8 protein-coding genes are annotated in these 16,413 nt (G+C 58.8%); 2 read left to right on the top strand and 6 right to left on the bottom strand.

Annotated elements, in window-relative coordinates:
• The first annotated feature begins 54 nt into the window (after positions 1 to 54).
• A complete protein-coding gene (locus EV281_RS27200; protein ID WP_132657500.1) occupies positions 55 to 1,185 on the top strand; it encodes a sugar phosphate isomerase/epimerase family protein in 1,131 nt (376 codons plus the stop codon).
• 156 nt (positions 1,186 to 1,341) lie between these two features.
• Complete coding sequence (locus EV281_RS27205; protein ID WP_132657502.1) at positions 1,342 to 2,085, top strand: GntR family transcriptional regulator; 744 nt, start codon at positions 1,342 to 1,344, stop codon at positions 2,083 to 2,085.
• A 178-nt stretch (positions 2,086 to 2,263) separates the two neighbouring features.
• Here EV281_RS27205 and EV281_RS27210 read toward each other — a convergent pair whose 3' ends face one another.
• The 6 genes from EV281_RS27210 to EV281_RS27235 form a co-directional block, all read right to left on the bottom strand.
• Positions 2,264 to 2,761, bottom strand: a complete 498-nt coding sequence (locus EV281_RS27210; RefSeq protein ID WP_132657504.1) for a GNAT family N-acetyltransferase — start codon at positions 2,759 to 2,761, stop codon at positions 2,264 to 2,266.
• Entirely contained in the window at positions 2,758 to 3,054 is a 297-nt protein-coding gene (locus tag EV281_RS27215) for a DUF1778 domain-containing protein (protein ID WP_132657505.1), read from the bottom strand. Before EV281_RS27215 ends, EV281_RS27210 begins: the two co-directional genes overlap by 4 nt.
• Positions 3,055 to 3,195: 141 nt before the next feature.
• A complete protein-coding gene (locus EV281_RS27220) occupies positions 3,196 to 4,341 on the bottom strand; it encodes a hypothetical protein (protein ID WP_132657507.1) in 1,146 nt (381 codons plus the stop codon).
• A 236-nt stretch (positions 4,342 to 4,577) separates the two neighbouring features.
• Positions 4,578 to 6,053: an HlyD family type I secretion periplasmic adaptor subunit gene (locus EV281_RS27225; RefSeq protein WP_132657509.1), complete on the bottom strand. Its 1,476-nt coding sequence runs from the start codon at positions 6,051 to 6,053 to the stop codon at positions 4,578 to 4,580.
• Positions 6,050 to 8,242: a type I secretion system permease/ATPase gene (locus EV281_RS27230; RefSeq protein ID WP_281027636.1), complete on the bottom strand. Its 2,193-nt coding sequence runs from the start codon at positions 8,240 to 8,242 to the stop codon at positions 6,050 to 6,052. Before EV281_RS27230 ends, EV281_RS27225 begins: the two co-directional genes overlap by 4 nt.
• Positions 8,243 to 8,326: 84 nt before the next feature.
• Positions 8,327 to 14,521 (bottom strand): hypothetical protein, encoded by a 6,195-nt coding sequence (locus EV281_RS27235; protein ID WP_245508371.1) that lies wholly within the window; start codon positions 14,519 to 14,521, stop codon positions 8,327 to 8,329.
• Positions 14,522 to 16,413: the final 1,892 nt, after the last annotated feature.

A 16,413-nucleotide genomic window follows, 5' to 3' on the forward strand; every position in this document is an offset into this window, starting at 1 on the left:
CCAAGGGCCTCGCCAGAGCAGCGAGGCCTGCAAGGAAACCACAAGGAGCATGACGTGAAGCTTGGCATCGACAATATCAAACTGCCAGAATCGAGGAAGCGCGGTCCTCTCGGCAGCCTGGACCTCGTCAAGGAGCTCGGCCTTTCCGGCATCTTCTTCTCCACCGCGCTGGACATGAGCCCGACGCTCGACATCGGCGAGTTGCGCGACATCCGGGCGAAGGCCGACGAGCTCGGCCTCTATCTCGAAAGCGGCGTCGGCAAGATCAACCCCTACTGCAGCGCCGAGGAACCTGCCCTTCGCGCCGCCGGCGATGGCGACATCATCGCCGGCTTCACGCGGATGATCGAGGCGAGCGCCGCCATCGGTTGCTTCGAACTCTGGGTCGCGCCCGGCAACTTCAAGTCCGAATATCGTGGCCGTCTCGCCAACGACCGCTTCCGCACCGACATTACCTGGGAAGACCAGCTGATCGGCATCGAGAAGGTGCTGCAGAAGCTTGCGCCCGTCGCCCGCGCCCATGGCGCGCACCTGAACATCGAGACCCATGACGAGATCACCTCCTTCGAGATCCTCAGGGTGATCGAGAAGGTCGGCGCTGACTGCGTCGGCGCTGTCTTCGACACCGCTAATGGCCTGCAACGCGCCGAGCATCCGGTCTTTGCAGCCAAACGCCTCGCCCCCTATGTCCGCCAGACGCATATCAAGGACGCCTATGTCGGCCGCGCTCCCGGCGGCCTCGACTTCCAGACCCGCCCCGTTGGCGGCGGCATCGTCGATTTCGAAACGATCCTGCCGATCCTTGCCGAAGCAAACCCCGCGCTCAACCTCTCGCTGGAGGTCGCAGCCTCCGTCGCCGACAAGCCGCGCAAGGCCAACCCGCGACAGTGCATCGAAATCGACGACCCGATCTGGCGCGCCGGCCATCCCGATCTCACGGCCGAAGAACTCGACGCGTACATGGCCCTGGTGGATGCCTATGAGACGCGCGTCGCATCCGGCGAAATCCCGGACTGGGAGACCTACGAAGCCAGCCAGTACGGCTATCCGACCTACGAGTACCAGTCCTACGGCTTCGACCAGGCAATCGCCTTCATCAAACAGTCGGCACGACACATCGAGACGATCTGCAAGAACAATGGGATTGCCCTGACCCCGGTGGCAACGAACCGCAAGGCTGCCTAGCCGTGAGCGTGACGCTGGCGGCGTCCGGCCGCCAGCGTCACGCTTGGATCTAGCAACATCGAGTTGCGCACGAACTTTCTTATGGAAAAAATTACAGCATGCCGTTATCGATCCGATCAATGCGGTTTGCGAGGGCGCGAACTCCTAGAGGGTATTATGAAGAAAACGCGTCGACAAAACTTGAAAGCTGCCCCTGCCACCAATGGCACGGCCGATACTGCCGATCATGACGATGTCTCCGAGCGCATCCGTAATACACTGGCGGCGGCGATCGGAGAAGGCGCGCTGAAGCCGGGCACCAAGATCCTTGAAGAGGCGATCGCCGAGCATTTCGGCGTGAGCCGTACCGTCGTCCGCGGCGCGCTCGGCGTGCTCGAAAGCGACCATCTGCTGGAACGCAAGCGGAACCGCGGCACCTTTGTCGCCGAACCGAGCATCGAGCAGGCCAAGAACCTCTTCGAGGCGCGCCGCAAATTGGAAAGTATGCTGCTCGAACTCGTCATCCTCCGCGCCACATCCGACGAACTGGATGCGCTGGAGCGGTTGACGGACGAGGAAGAACACATCCATCACCACGGTGACGAGAAGTCGAAGACTGTTCTATCGGGGAAATTCCACATCGTCCTCGCCGATCTCGCCGGCAACCCGGTGCTGACGGAAATGCTCTCCAAGATCGTCGCGCGCCTTTCACTCGTCATGGCTCTCTATGAGGAGGACCGCAAGGACGACTGCGGCGCCGATCACCACCGCATGATCGTGAAGGCACTGAAGGCGAAGGACCTCAGGAAGGCACAGGACCTGATGGATCACCATCTTGCCGACATCGAGGGACGGGTGCGGCTGACTGAGGGACAAGGCGATCGGCACACGTTTATGGCTGTGCTGGAGAACTTTTCATAGCACTTTGAACTTAGCCTTTGCGTGAAACAGCCCCCACTCTCCTGCCGTCGGCGATAATTTAAGCTCTTGAACGGAATTGAACTCGCGGCCCTATTTGAGGTCGAGACCTTCTGCGGAAAATTCAGCAAGTTAGGAGCGAGATCGAATGCATTCAACCGAAATTATTGATGAGTTCCGCCTATGGGTTCAGCGCGTTATTGAGGTCATGCAATGAGACCATCAGCATCATGGGATCGGAAGGAGAAGACAGGAAGCCGACGGCCTCATAGAAGGCTCGTGCGTCATCTGAAATCGCATGAACGAGCATGCCTCGAATGCCAAGTACCTCAGCGGCATTGAGCAGGCGCAGGCCCGCGTCGCGCACCAATGCTCTGCCGATACCGCGCCCTTGGTAGGATTGATCAATCGCGAGGCGACCAAGCACAGCGACCGGAATTGGATCTGGCATATTGCGCCGGAAACGGCCAGGCGCTTCCGGTTGTTTGACGGCGCCGGAGGCGAGCGCGTAATAGGCGATGACGCGGCTCTCCTCGCACACCACAAAAGTTCGTGATGCTCCGCTCGCTTGATTGGAGCGGGCGCGGCGTCGCAGCCAGTCGTCCAGTTCACGGGCGCCGGAATTAAACTCGGCTAGCTGATGATGATCGGCCAGGGGTGCCGGTGCGCTGAGGGTCACGCCTCATCCCACGGTGCTTTGGTCGACATGGTGCGCGCCAGACGCTCATTGGGTTGCGTGGGTGCATCGAGCCGGGCAAGATATTCAGCATAGATTTCGGGGCTTACCGTGAAGATAGTGCGGTCGAGCAGCACTTCCTCTGCTCGACGCTCGGACGCCTCCAGCATGAAATCCGTTCGCGTCTTACCAAGCAACTCAGCGGCGCGATCGATCAAGTTGCGGGTCGCAGGCTTGATGCGCATATTCAATGGTACGCTTGCGTCCGAGCTTTTGTTCGGATGTGAGGTCGGCATGGCAAACTCCTGTTTGCACCCCATATAGCGTAACGACATCATCTTTACAAGAGCCGTAAAGACCCTGTCATTACGCTTTTCAGACAATTCAATTTAGCAGCATAACTCATCTAAATTCTTGAGCGGTGTTCAAACCTACGATCACTCACAGCACACTTTCCGCACATAGGTATTGCCGATCGTCACCATCGAGTCCTTGGCAATAAGGCCATGACCTTCAAGAGCTGTGGAAACATCCTTGGCGTCCTGTTCGGCGTAGACGTCCTTCAAGGTAACGGCAAACCAGCCGTTAGCGGCAAGATGGGCGGATAGCGGAACCGGCGACTTCCTGACGAAAGCTTCCGCCTCCGGAAGCGAGCTGAAGCTCCCTACCTGGACATACCTGCCCTCACCAGCATCTTCCTCGAACTGCGCTACGTGAACCCAGGTATAATGCATGAAGCCAACTCTGCCCGCGACCGCGACCCGGTACCAATCACCACGTACTTCGAGGATTTGTACCGCGGCGCCGTTGCGCGCCTCACCGACGTCCTTTGCGTCCGGATTTCCCATTATCTTGATCGGCGCCCGCCCCTTCGGATGACGAACCCAACCGTCGCGGGCGATTGGGACCTCCAGCGAAGGCTCCGCCTTCGCTTGCACGCCGGAGGGCGTCTGTGGCGCTGCGCTTGGGCTGTCAGGAATAGCTTCCGACGCGGCCAACCGCGCTGCGTTCGGCGTAGTAACCCTGAATTTGGCCATCTCGCTGCCGGACAGGTAGCGGATGTCGTTGCTGTCATACGAAAGCGATAGCTGGAGGAGACCAGGATCGACGCCCATCTCGGACATATAGCCGATTATCTCCGCCGTCGTCTGTTGCACGGCCGAGACCGCGTCCTCGACCTGGACGCCGGTGCTGTCGCTGAAGGAGGATTTGTGAACACCTATCGATCCGGGCTCGGCAAAGCGGCTTGCGCCACCGAGAAAGGCGAGCGAGCAGGCTGAAGCGCATTCGAACTTGCGAGACTGAACCGTCGAGAGTCCGAGTGATCGGATCAGTCTCCCTAGCTCTATAGCCTTCGCGACGTTGCCGCCAGGGCTGTCGAACCCAACTGCAAACAGGTGTTCGCGGGCGGCTAGGTCTCGAAACTGCGAGAGATCGTCGGAGTATTCAAACGCGCCGGAGATGATGGCAAATTTGCTGCCGGTGTCCGTCTGATGCACATCATAAGCAAGCTTTGCCTCGGTGCTCGCGGCAGCAAAACAGATGGAAATTGCGATCAACGCGACCGGAAAGCGGACAGACATGCGGCGAACCCTAACGACGGCAAAAGAAAGCCATAGTCGCGCGTTGGTCGCAAGTGCTCGAAACGGTTTCGATCAGAAAGGGTAAAAGTGCGCGGCGACGACGCGACGAGTCCCTACGACGTTTTCCGATTGAATTCTGCAACAAGTGTTGAAGCGGCCTGCGTTCGCGCGTCGAGCAGTGACATAGCCGCCGATCCGCGGTGTGTCGGTCAGCCAATGCTGCCATCGGCTTTGCGTCATCGCTCCTTCAAGGCCTCGGATGAGACTTCCGCAATCGGCGAAAACAGGTACTCCAGAATGCGCCGGCTTCCCGTCTTGATCTCGACAGAAACCGCCATGCCGGGGGACAGTGGCACCGCAGTGCCATCGACATTGATCCTGTCAGCGTTCGGCATCACCGTGATGGGAAACACGAGGTTCTGGACCCGCTGAGCGTTGCCGATCGGCATTGCGCTCTGCAACTGCTTGTCTGGCTGACCCTCAAGTTGTTGTGCATCCGGCTCCGGGATCGCATCGGTTGCAACCCGCGTGACCTTGCCTTCGATCACCCCATAGCGCGTGAACGGAAAGGCCTGAACCTTGATCACCGCCGGTTGGCCGGGCGCGACAAAGCCGATGTCCTGGTTGGGCAGGTAGGCCTCGATTTCCAGCACAGCGTTTTCCGGCACGACCCGCATCAGTTCCGAGCCCGCCGTGACCACCTGGCCGACGGTCGTGATGGCGGATGTCTGAACCGTCCCGTTGATCGGGCTTTTGATCGTCATGGCGTCCAGTTTCTTCTGGGCCCGGATGAGCTGCTGTTCCTGGTCGTCGATCTGCCGCGCGGCCTCCGTCTGCTTTTCGACGTTTTCGGCAATGAAGGTCTTGATCGCTTTCTCACCCTCGCTGGTCGCAACGGCAAGGGCAGCCGCCGCCTCGTCGGCCTGACCGATCTGCTCGGCGAGATCCGCCTCTGCACGCTGTTTGGACTCGATCGCATCGATCACGCCGGCGCGCGGACCAGCGCTTGACTCCATGAGTTGGGAGCGCATCGTCACACGATCATCCATCGTCGCGATCAGGTTCTTCTGGGCAGCGACCATCCGATTGAACCGGCCAAGCGAGGCGAGCTGCTGTTCTCTTTGCGAGGAGAGATTGGCAAGCGACGAGGCCAACTGTTCCAGAAATGAGCGAAACTGCACCTCCTCGCGGTGCCTGATCGGCTCGGGGATATCGTCGTCGAAGTCGAGCGGCATCGAGATAGCAGTAGGACTGTTCCAGATACCGGTGCTCTGCCACGCTTCGACCTGCGCTCTCGCGGCGATTCGCCTGACGACCTCCGCACGAAGCGATCGCAAGCTTGCGAGCAATGCGTCGACCTCTGCCCTTGCCTCCGTCGGATCGAGTTCGACAACGACGTCGCCGGCCTTGACCTTCGAACCGTTGGCGACCGGGATCGAGGCGGTCTTTCCCGTTTCCAGCGACTGAATGACCTTTACGCGCCCTGTCGGCTGCAGCTTCCCCTGCGCGGTCGCGACGATGTCAAACCGGCCAAAATAACTCCAGACGATCGCCAGGATCACGAAGACGGATATGAACCAGATCAGCGCCGCCCGGATCGGCGAGGCCGGCGTTTCGAGGATTTCGAGCGCGGCCGGCAGGAACTCCGTATGATCGCGCACCTTGCGCGGCGGCTTCTTCGGCACCTTTGGCGGACGGACGGCCTGGTTCATGGCTGGACCGGCGCCGTCTGCAATTGCCAGAGATGCGCATAGAGGCCGTTTTCGCGGACAAGCAACGTCTCATGCGTGCCTTCCTCGACGATACGGCCATCCTTCATGCCGATGATACGATCGCAATGGCGCACCGTCGCCAGCCGGTGGGCGATGATGATCACGGTGCGCCCGCGGACGATCTCACGCATATTGGCAAGGATGATCCGTTCGCTCTCGTAATCGAGCGCGCTGGTCGCCTCATCGAGAATGAGGATCGGCGGATTGGAGGCAAGGGCTCTCGCGATCGCCAGCCGTTGGCGCTGACCACCGGAGAGGTTGGCGCCACGCTCCTCGATGATGGTGTCATAACCACGCGGCAGCTTCGAGATGAATTCGTCGGCACCGGAAAGCCGGGCCATCTGCATGGCGGCCGCCCGCGACATTGCCGGATTGACCAGGCAGATATTGTCGTGGATCGTCCGGTTGAACAGCATGTTTTCCTGCAGGACAACGCCAATATTGGAGCGAAGCCAGGCGGGGTCGACCTGAGCGATATCCTGGCCGTCGACGAAGACCTGGCCGCTGTTCGGGATATAGAAGCGCTGCACCAGCTTGGTCAGCGTCGATTTGCCCGATCCCGACGGCCCCACGATGCCGATCACCTCGCCGGGGCGGACCGCAAAATTGATGTTCTTCAGGACATCCTGTCCCTCGGGCGTATAGCGGAAGTTCACGCCCTTGAAGGCAATGGCGCCTCTCGGCTTCGGCAGGCTGATTGCGACGGCAGGGCGCGGTTCGGCCGGTGCATTCAAAATATCCGACAGCCGATCGATCGAGACCTGCACCTGCTGGACGTCCTGCCAGAGCTGCGACAGCCGCAGGATCGGCTGGGAAACCTGGCCGGCGATCATGTTGAAAGCGACGAGCGCACCAACCGTCAGCTCGCCATCGATGACGGCCTGCGCGCCGAGGAAGAGAAGTGCGGCCGAGGTGATCTTGTTGACGTACTGGATGGCGTTCTGCCCCTTGGCCGCAAGCATGGTCGCGGCGAAGGAGGACTGGACATACGCGGCGAGCCGCTCTTCCCATTGCGCGGCCACGACCGGTTCGACTGCGGCAGCTTTCATGGTCTGGATGCCGACCACCGTTTCGACCAGCATCTGCTGGCTATAGGCGCCGCGCTCGAACTTTTCGTCGATGCGGTCCTTCAGGAGCGGACGGATCAGCACGCCGATGGCGATATAGACAGGGATCGAGGCCACGACGATCCACGCGAGCTTCGACGAATAGGAAAACAGGACCGCAATGAAGACGATGGTGAAGATGAGGTCGAGCCCGGAAAACAGGCCCTGGCCAGTAAGGAAGGCTCGGATCGTCTCCAGCTCGCGCACGCGAGCGATCGTCTGTCCGGTCGCCCTGGTCTCAAAGTAGCTCAAAGGCAGATTGAGCAGATGACGAAACAGCCGTCGCCCGAGCTCGACGTCGATCCTGTTCGTCGTATGCGACAGCGCATAGGTTCTGAGATATTGCAGCACGACGTCGAAGAGACCGACGGCCGCCAGTCCGACGACGAGCACGATCAGGGTCGAATAGCTGCGATGGGCAAGCACCTTGTCGACGACGACCTGGAAGAACAGCGGCGTGATCAGCGCAAAGATCTGCACGACCAATGAGGCGATCAGCACGTGACCGAAAGCGTGCCGGTAACGCCAGATGGCTGGCAGAAACCAGCGCAGACCGAAGCTTTTCGGAGAGGCGCCTGGCCCAGAGAACCGACGCTGGACGAGAATGAAGCGGCCATTAGTCTGGGCCAGCAACTCTTCGGCCGAAACAGTTCGTGCCGAGAAGGCAACCGGATCGACAAGCCGAAATGTCCCATCTCCCATTGGGCCGCCGAAGACGGCAAAGGAACCGTCTGCGAGCATGGCAATGGATGGCGCGGGAAGGTTAGCGAGCTTGCCGCCATCGCGGGCCTGCACGACGCGGGCCTTGAGGCCGAGGCTCTTGGCGGCGCGCAGCAGATCGTTCGATCCAGAAGAGCCTGTTACGGCCAGATCCCGGGCAATCGTGGCCGGTTGCGCGGCAATGCGGAAATAGCCCGCAATGGCACAAAGAGCCGCAAGCCCACTGTCGACGACTTCGACAGTGGGTTCATGTTCTGCGGGTTTGGATGTTTCGGGAACGGCGGGATCAGCGGTGATGATCACGGATGCCGTCCTGCGTGCCTTTAGGCAAGACGATGCACATCGATCGGACGTGCGTCGCCATCATGTAAACGATCCTCATAAGTCTCACGCAGCGACACCGTTGGTGTTCTTCTGCCAGGAGAGGCTTGCGTCCGCCACCAGATGGGTCTGACCGTTCGTGGTCTCGTAGCTGCTCGTGCCCGTGATCGCCGAACCGTCGTCGAAGGCCTGGCCTCCGGCCGGGTTCGGGATCAGGTTGACGAGCTTAATACCCGCCTCCGACATGGTTAGGAGTTCGCCGGCATCGCTCACGCCGTTCTGATTGCTGTCGCGCCAGATCCGGAACTCGCTCCAGCGGGCATCATTGGCATCGAGAACATTGTCGTGGTTCGTGTCGAAGACAAGACGGAGGCCGTCGAGGTCGGAGATGTCGGACGCGCCATCATTCTCAGGCCACAGTGCGAACGCCAACTCGCGTGCCTGATCGATGATCCCGTCAGGCCCGGCAGAGCCGTCAGCACCGAGATCGATCGCCAGGAAGCCATCATTAGGGCCAACCCATGCGGTCTTTTCGGTCAGCCCATCGCCGTCCCAGTCAAAGCCCACCGAGGAGGTTTCCGGTATCCCGAGCTGATCAAGGGGACGAAGATCGATGTGACTGTCGCCGTTGAGGTCCAGGAGGACGGGTGAGCTAGAGTTATGGCCGCCGGAAGCTTCGTAGGAGGCAATAACGTGCCCGTTCTTATCCCAACGCTTCCACCATTGCAGAGGCGAGTAAGGGGAGTTGGAGTCGTATTCATACTCCGTTCTGCCGCCATCGTCGTTGGTGTCATTGCGACTGGTAAGCCTTCCGTTCCTGTCGTAGTTCAAACTCGCTGTCGTCCATATCTCCTGGTTATTATAGTCGTTGTAGATCTTGTGCCATTTACTTGTGTCATCCATCCACTGCCATGTCAGGGAAAGATTGCCTGATGCAGTATAATAGTATTCCATACTACTCCAGTTATACGATCCGGTGTAATCGTAAGCGATATCTGTCCTGGATCCGTCGTCGTAGTAATTGCTTTGTTGCTGAGTCCTGCCCGCGCCGTCCTGAATGACCAGGTAATAGGACCACGACGCAGCGTTCGTTACGTCATAGACGTAGAACCGCGTATACCCGTTGTCGTATTGAATGGTCTGGTTCGTGAGACGACCGGCAGTATCATAGGAATACTGAATATTGGTCCATTCGGTGGCGTTTGCCGGATCATAACTCACGGAATAGCGGGTGCCGTTATCATTGGTCTGATTGACGGACTTCAACCGCCCCGCTGTGTCATACTGCTGCTCGACCTTGCTATACGTCTGCGCATTGAGCGGATCGTAGAACGTGGCTGATGTCAGCAACCCGCCCTTGGTTACGTTCGTGACGCTGAGCTGCTGGCCGCTGGCCCCATCGTAGGTCGTGGTCACAGAGCTACCGTCTGCCGCGACGACTGTCTGTGCGGTTTTGCGGCCAAGCGAATCCGTGGTGATGCTGGATGACAACGAGCCGAAAGCGTTAACCTGATCCACCGTCGTCTTCGTCAGCGCGCCGCTCGAGTTCAGATCGACCTTCGTCAGCGTGATCGAGCCATCCGCATGCGTCACCGACGTCTCGGTGTGATCATAGGTACCGTTATTGTCGGTATCCTTCGACAGCATCGTGACCACCCCGTCGGCGCTTGTCGAGATCGTTCCCTTTGCCTTGACCGTTCCGTTGGCATTGGTTTCGGTCACCGTCGTAACGACGGAGCCGTCCACCTGGATTGTCGACTGCATGATGGTCTCGAAGACACCATTGCCGTCATAATCGTATTTGGCGACCTTCGACCGACCATCGGCCGACGTCGTGGTTTCGATCCTGGCGGCAATCGCCTGGCTCCAATATACGGCGCCCGCCGTCAGATTGGAGACCTTTTGCGCCGTCGCATTGTTGGTGACCACGGACACCGAGGCGCCTGTCGGATCGACGGTAATGGTTTCGACCTGATCGACCGTTCCGTCGCCGTTGATATCCTTGGACGTCGTCTTCAGCCTGCCGTCGGCCGACGTCTGGATCGTCGTCTTCGCAGCCAAGGTGCCGGCCGGCAAATCGGTATCCGACATCACGATGATGCTGCTTCCATCCGCATTGGCAGTCACGTTCGTCACCCGTTGGCGATCGATCGTGCCGTTGCCGTCGAGATCCCAGGTGGTCGTCGTCTGCCGCCCGTCGGCGGATATGACGACAGTTGACTTTTCCTTGACCGTTCCATCGGCATTGAAGTCCGTCGTTACCGATGTCTGCATGCCGGAATTGGCCATGACCATCTCCTGATGCTGGTCGACAACTCCGTCGCCGTTACCGTCCCGGTCGATGGTGACAGTCGACTTATCGGCGCTGGTGAGCGTGACAATCTTCCCGATCAGCGTTCCGGCGCTGTCGGTCGTTGCGACGGTTTCGCGAACGGCGCCGTCGGCCAGTACCGTGGTCGTATCGGTGACGGTCTGGTTGCCAAAGCCCGGTCGCTCCTGGCTGGACGTCACTATTAGGCCGTTGGCACTGGTGGTGGTGATGGTCCTGGAGATCAGCGTACCATCGACCTTCTTGCTTTCCACCGTCCTCGTCTTCGTGCCATTGGCATTCAAGACCGTGACATCGGTTGCCGTCTGGCTATAGGAGCCGGCGCCCGTCGGATCAATCTGAGTGGTGACGGACAGTCCGTTGGCGCTCGTGGTGACAAGAGTGCGGCTGGTCAGCGTCGTGCCGGTCAAATAGCTGATCGTCTGGGTCTTCGAACCATTGGCGTTGAGGACCGTGACATCAGTCCGGCTCTTGTCGAACGTCGTGCCGCCTCCGGTGCCGGCGGTGTCCCACTTGGTAGTCACGGTCAGGCCGTCTCCCGATACTTCGGTCAACGTGATGCTCTTGGTGACGCCTGCGACGACATCCTTCGTCGTGGTCGCCTTGTTGCCATTGGCCTTTAAAACGGTGGTGCTGGTCGTCGTCTTGTCGACCGTGCCATTGCCGTCGTTGTCATATCCGATGGTCTGCGTCAGGCCGTCGGCAGTGGTTGTGACGGTTTTCGAATCCTTCAGCACATTACCGGCACCGAAATCGCTGAAAGTTTGGATCGTCGAACCACTGGTCTGCTTTGCCGTGACCGATTTCTTGTCAATATTGCCATCACCGTCGACATCGACGGTTACTGTGGTGGTCAGCCCATGGTCGGCGACCGCCGTAACGGTCTTGCTTTCCAGAGTCCCGCCCGCCTTGAAGTAGGACAATGTTTCCGTCGTGCCACCGTCGGCGTTGAGAACGGTGACATCGCTCATCGAGCGAATGGTCGCACCGCTGGCATCGGCCCAGCTCGTCGTCTTGCTCAACCCGTTGGCGTTGACATTGGCGGTCGTCCGCGAGATCAGCGCGTCGCCGACGCCTTTTTTGGTGATCGTTTCGGTGCGGCTGCCGTCGGCATTCAGCACCGTGACATCGGTCGTGACCAGTTCAAAAATGCCGTTGCCGTCAAGATCAGTGCTTGACGTCTCCGACAGCCCGTCATCCGAGGTGATGACGATGGCCTGGCTTTCGAGGGCGCCGGATGCATTGTACTGCTTGATGTCGTCCTTCTGCGTTCCGGCGCTGTCGATTGTAATTGTTTCCAGCCGATCGACAACCGCGTCGCTGTCGATCTTGGAGCTTATCGTGGTGGTTTTCTGGTCGGCGCTGGCCGTGGTGATCGTCTGCGAGATCAGCGTGGTATCGGCTGCCTTGACCGTTTGCGTGGTGGTGACTGGTCCGGCCGGGTCGAGCGTTTTCTTCCACGAGGAAGTCTTGTCGACCGTCCCGTCGCCGTCCAGATCGTAATCGGTCTGGCCGTTGAGACCATTGAGATTGGTCGTCACCTTCGTCGAATTTGCAAGCGTCGTTCCCTTAAAATTCGATATGGTCTGGAACTGCAGCCCATAGGTGTCGAACGTCGTCACATCGGTCGTCTTCGTGTCGACCACCTCGTCGGCGTTGATGTACTCGTTCGTCGTGATCGACTTGCCGCTGCCGCTGGTGACGATGGTCTTCTTCTCGAGGCGTGTGGCATCGCTGCTCGTCAGAGAGATCGTCTGGGTTTTGCTTCCGTCGGCATTGAGCACCGTCTGGTCGGTCGTGATCCGATCGGCAACGCCATCGTGATTCAAATCGGCCGATACGCTCTTCGTCAGGCCATTGCCGCTGACCGTGCCCGTGGTCGTGCTGATCGTCGATAGATCCGCAGCGTATTGCCGCTCCCACGTCGTCACATCGCCATTGGCCGTGGTCGTCTCGACGTGTCGGGTATCGGTCTGGCCGTCGCCATCCGCATCGGTCACGATGGTGGTGTTGTGGCGATCGGCGCTGACTTCGGTGACGACCTGGGACTTGAGCGTTCCGTCGGCGCTCGTGCTCCTCACCGTCTGCGTTCGCTTGCCGGTGGCGTCGAGAATGATGTAGCTCTTCGTCGTATCGTCGACCACGCCATCGCCGTCGGCATCCGTCGTGACGGTCTGGGTCAGGCTGTCGGCCGTAGTGGTCGTGTATGTCTTGGAGATCAGCGTTCCGTCGGCGCTCTTGGCGGTCACGGCTTCGAAGCGCATGCCAGAGGAATTGCCGGTGATGACGTCAGTCACGACAAGATCGTTGACGCCATCGCCATTGAGATCGCTGCTCGTCGTCTTCGACAGGCCGTCCACCGATGAGACGCTGACCGTCTTGCTGACCAGCGAGCCGTCGGCGTTGAGATTGCTGACCGTATTGGTCGTCGTCCCGTCGGCGCCGACCACGATTGTGGTCAGTTGGTCGGTTTTGGTGTCGCCATTCTGGTCCTCAACGATGATGATCGACTTGCCGTCGAGGCTGGTCGTCGTAACCGTCTTCGACAGCAGCGTACCGGTCGTCCCCGTCTTCGTGCGATGCTGAACCGTCTGCGTCCGGTTGGTCGCGTCGATGACGGTAACATCGGTATCGGTGAAATCGATGGTGTTATTACCGTCCACGTCGCTCGTCGTGGTCTTGGACAAGCCGTTTGCGGTGGTGACCGTCGTCGTCTTCGAACGAAGGATAGAGGACGCGTTGGTGTTGTAGACCGAGCTCACCAGCGTTACGTCGCCGTTCGCTGCCGTCGAGGACGCTGTGACAGTCTTGGTTTCGCGGGGGCCGTTACCGTCGGTGTCGACCCCTACGGTGATGGTGCGGCCGTCACCGCTGATCGTCTGGTCGACGGCGTTGAGGATTGTATTGTTCGAGGCTCGATCGATGGTCTGCGTGGTGCGTTTGCCATCGGCTGCGATCGTGGTGGTCGCGGTGGCGCTATGCTCGTAAACGCCGTTACCGTCGACGTCGTAACGGGTCGTCTTGATCAGGCCGTCAGCGGACGAATCCACCTTCGTCGTCGTCAGCACTGTCCCGTTTATGCTGAGCGCCTGCGTCGTCGTTGTCGTCGAGCCGTCAGCATTCAGGACAAAGGTCTGGCGCTGGTCGATGATACCGTCGCCGTCCTGGTCGACCGTCGTCGTCACCGTCAGATGATCGGCGCTGGTGACCGTCGTGGTGCGGTCCTTCAGGGATCCGTCCGCGTTGAAGTTAGACACGGTCTTCGTCTGGACGCCGGAGGCATCGACAACAAGGACATTCGTCTGCGAACGGTCGAATGTGCCGTTGCCGTCATCGTCGAACTGTGTCTGGACGCTGCGCCCGTCGGTGCTGGTAGTCACCACATTGCGGAAGGCAAGGCTGCCGTCGGCATTGTAGGCAAGAATCGTCTTCTCGACCGAGTTGTCGGCCTTCGTCACGCTGGTCGTCTTGACGATATATGCGTCGTCATCGTTTGCCAGCTTGGCGTCGCCGACCGTTCCCGTCGTGCCGTCGGTGCGGGTAAAGGTGGTCGTACCCGTGATCGCGGATCCGTCTTCGAAGGTCTGGCCGCTGCCCCTGGGCGTCAGGTCGATCGAGGTGATGCCGAGGCTGTCAAGGGTGACCAATTGGCCATTCACCTCCACCCTGAATTTCGACCATTGAGCATCGCCCGCATCGAGCTTGCCGTTGGCGTTGGTGTCGAAGATGTGCTTCAGCGCCTCGAGATCGCCAGTCGCCGCAGAATCCCATTCGGTGAAGGCGAATTCGCTCGACCGGCTGATCTTGCCGTCCCCATCTGCGTCGATGACAAGCACGCCGGTGCCCTGGGCGGCCCACGCGGTTTGATGCTGGTAGCCGTCGCCGTCGAGGTCCAGGAATTTCGAAGAGGTCGACAGGGTTTCGACGCTCAACCCATTGCCGTTCAAATCAAGGAGTACCGGACGGCGTTGTCCCCAGGAGCCTCCGTAGCTCGCAGTATTCTGATTGTCGCGTAGTGGCCCCGAGGAAGATTTTGAGCTTTTTGGACTCGAATGATCGGCAGCGTAAGTTGGCCCCCTGCTGGTACTAATGCTGTTAGGATTTGGCGAGTATTGAGCCCTCGCGGCCGCATTGCGCTCGTCCCGTTCAGTTGGTGAGAGTCCCCCACTGGTTCGAGAGCTGCCAGACCAACTGGAACCGCCTTGGTCCGAGCTACCCCACGACTTGTAGAAATAGTCGGCTACCGTGAAGTTGTTGCGAACTGGAAATGATTGAGAAGAATTGACGTCAATCGAAGTATACGGCTTCATCGCGAAAGGAACGTCGTATGACGGCCGCATAACCGGAGCGGAAATTGAAATCGGTACGGGGGATGGAGCTCCTGACGAGGCCACAAAGAACGGGGCTGACTGCTGGAGCGCCGTGGGCACGACAGGCGCTGGCCCAAATCTCCCTTTGTCGAATTCGCCGAACCTCGCGTTGTCAAACTGATCCAACCTTTCGGTTTTGGGTGACAAGCCTAATCTGCTGAAGTCAAATTGAAACGTTGCCGCTGGTGTTGGACGAGAAGCAGCGTTCAGCTCAGCAGGAGTGGCGTATCCGGTGTTGAGCCCGGTGTACCCGCTCCAAAGTTGACCGACGTTCGGATCATTTACAGTGTAACCGTTATCTTCGAGTGCATAATCAATTGCAGTCGGCTGACCGATCGCCCGCCACGAATATTGCGGATACGAAAAGGGTGCTCGGTCATACTCATTCAACAACCCAGCTGAGTAGTCATATAAATCTCCACTTACTTCGCCGGCTACCAAACCGACTGCTGCGCCGACGACACCTCCGACAGCTAAGCCTACAGGCCCGCCAATAGCCGTGCCTACAGCAGCGCCGGCGTAGGCTCCCGCCACAAAACCAACGCCGGAACTAACTACACCTTTGCCAACGCCATACCAGCCAGATCTCGCACCTTCTATCGCTATTGTAGCGGCAGTGCCGATTCCAGCCGTAATAAATCCGCCGGCTTTCAAGAATTTTGCCGCATCATCGATGTGGAGCGATGGCGAAATTAAAGCATGAAAGGAATCAATTCCAGCCAAAGCCCTCCCAAATACCGTCGATATACCGTCAAGTCTGTAGTTGAGAGCGGTGCGAGTATCTTTATTCAAAGCCGTCATTTAAACCCCCTGCCTAAGTTATATTTCAAGCGAAGTAACGCAAAAATACGTTGAACCAATAATGAAACCCCCAAGTACAATCCACAAATCTTCACATAACTCTTTATAATGTTTACTGCGACACCCGAGGATGTGCTAATAGAATAGAAAGTTGCTGGCCCCGTAGAAATCGCCTTTGTCGATACGTACATGTATCCAAAAATCAGAAATGCCGATATTGGAATGAGCTTAGGAATATATCTCCTATCCCTGACCCATACCTGGCTGATAAATAGGTAGACAATATAGAGCAACATAACTGCGCCGATCATGGACCGGGTGGAAAGTAATATGCAGCTGTCTTGCGCCGGGTAACCTGCGTTTAGCAGAACGTCGGCATCCCGTAGGTTCGGCGGCCAAATTCCCATATATATTTTGTTGGATGCAAAATAGCACGCCACCTCAGCGTTCAGTAAAAAGAAACTGTACGCCAGAACTGCGATGAGAAACGCTACTAGCATCGCGGCGAGAAGCGTCCAGAGTTGCCGTCGCATGTCTCTGTCCGATACCTCGTCCTTTTCATCTACGCTCGCCGGTGAGGGCATTAGTTTTTCCTGACAAAGAATTATCTGTTCCGACAGAATCCGAATCCTCGCGGCCTACCACCTTCGGCC

The sequence above is a fragment of the Rhizobium sp. BK418 genome (assembly GCF_004341105.1).
Lineage (GTDB): Bacteria > Pseudomonadota > Alphaproteobacteria > Rhizobiales > Rhizobiaceae > Rhizobium.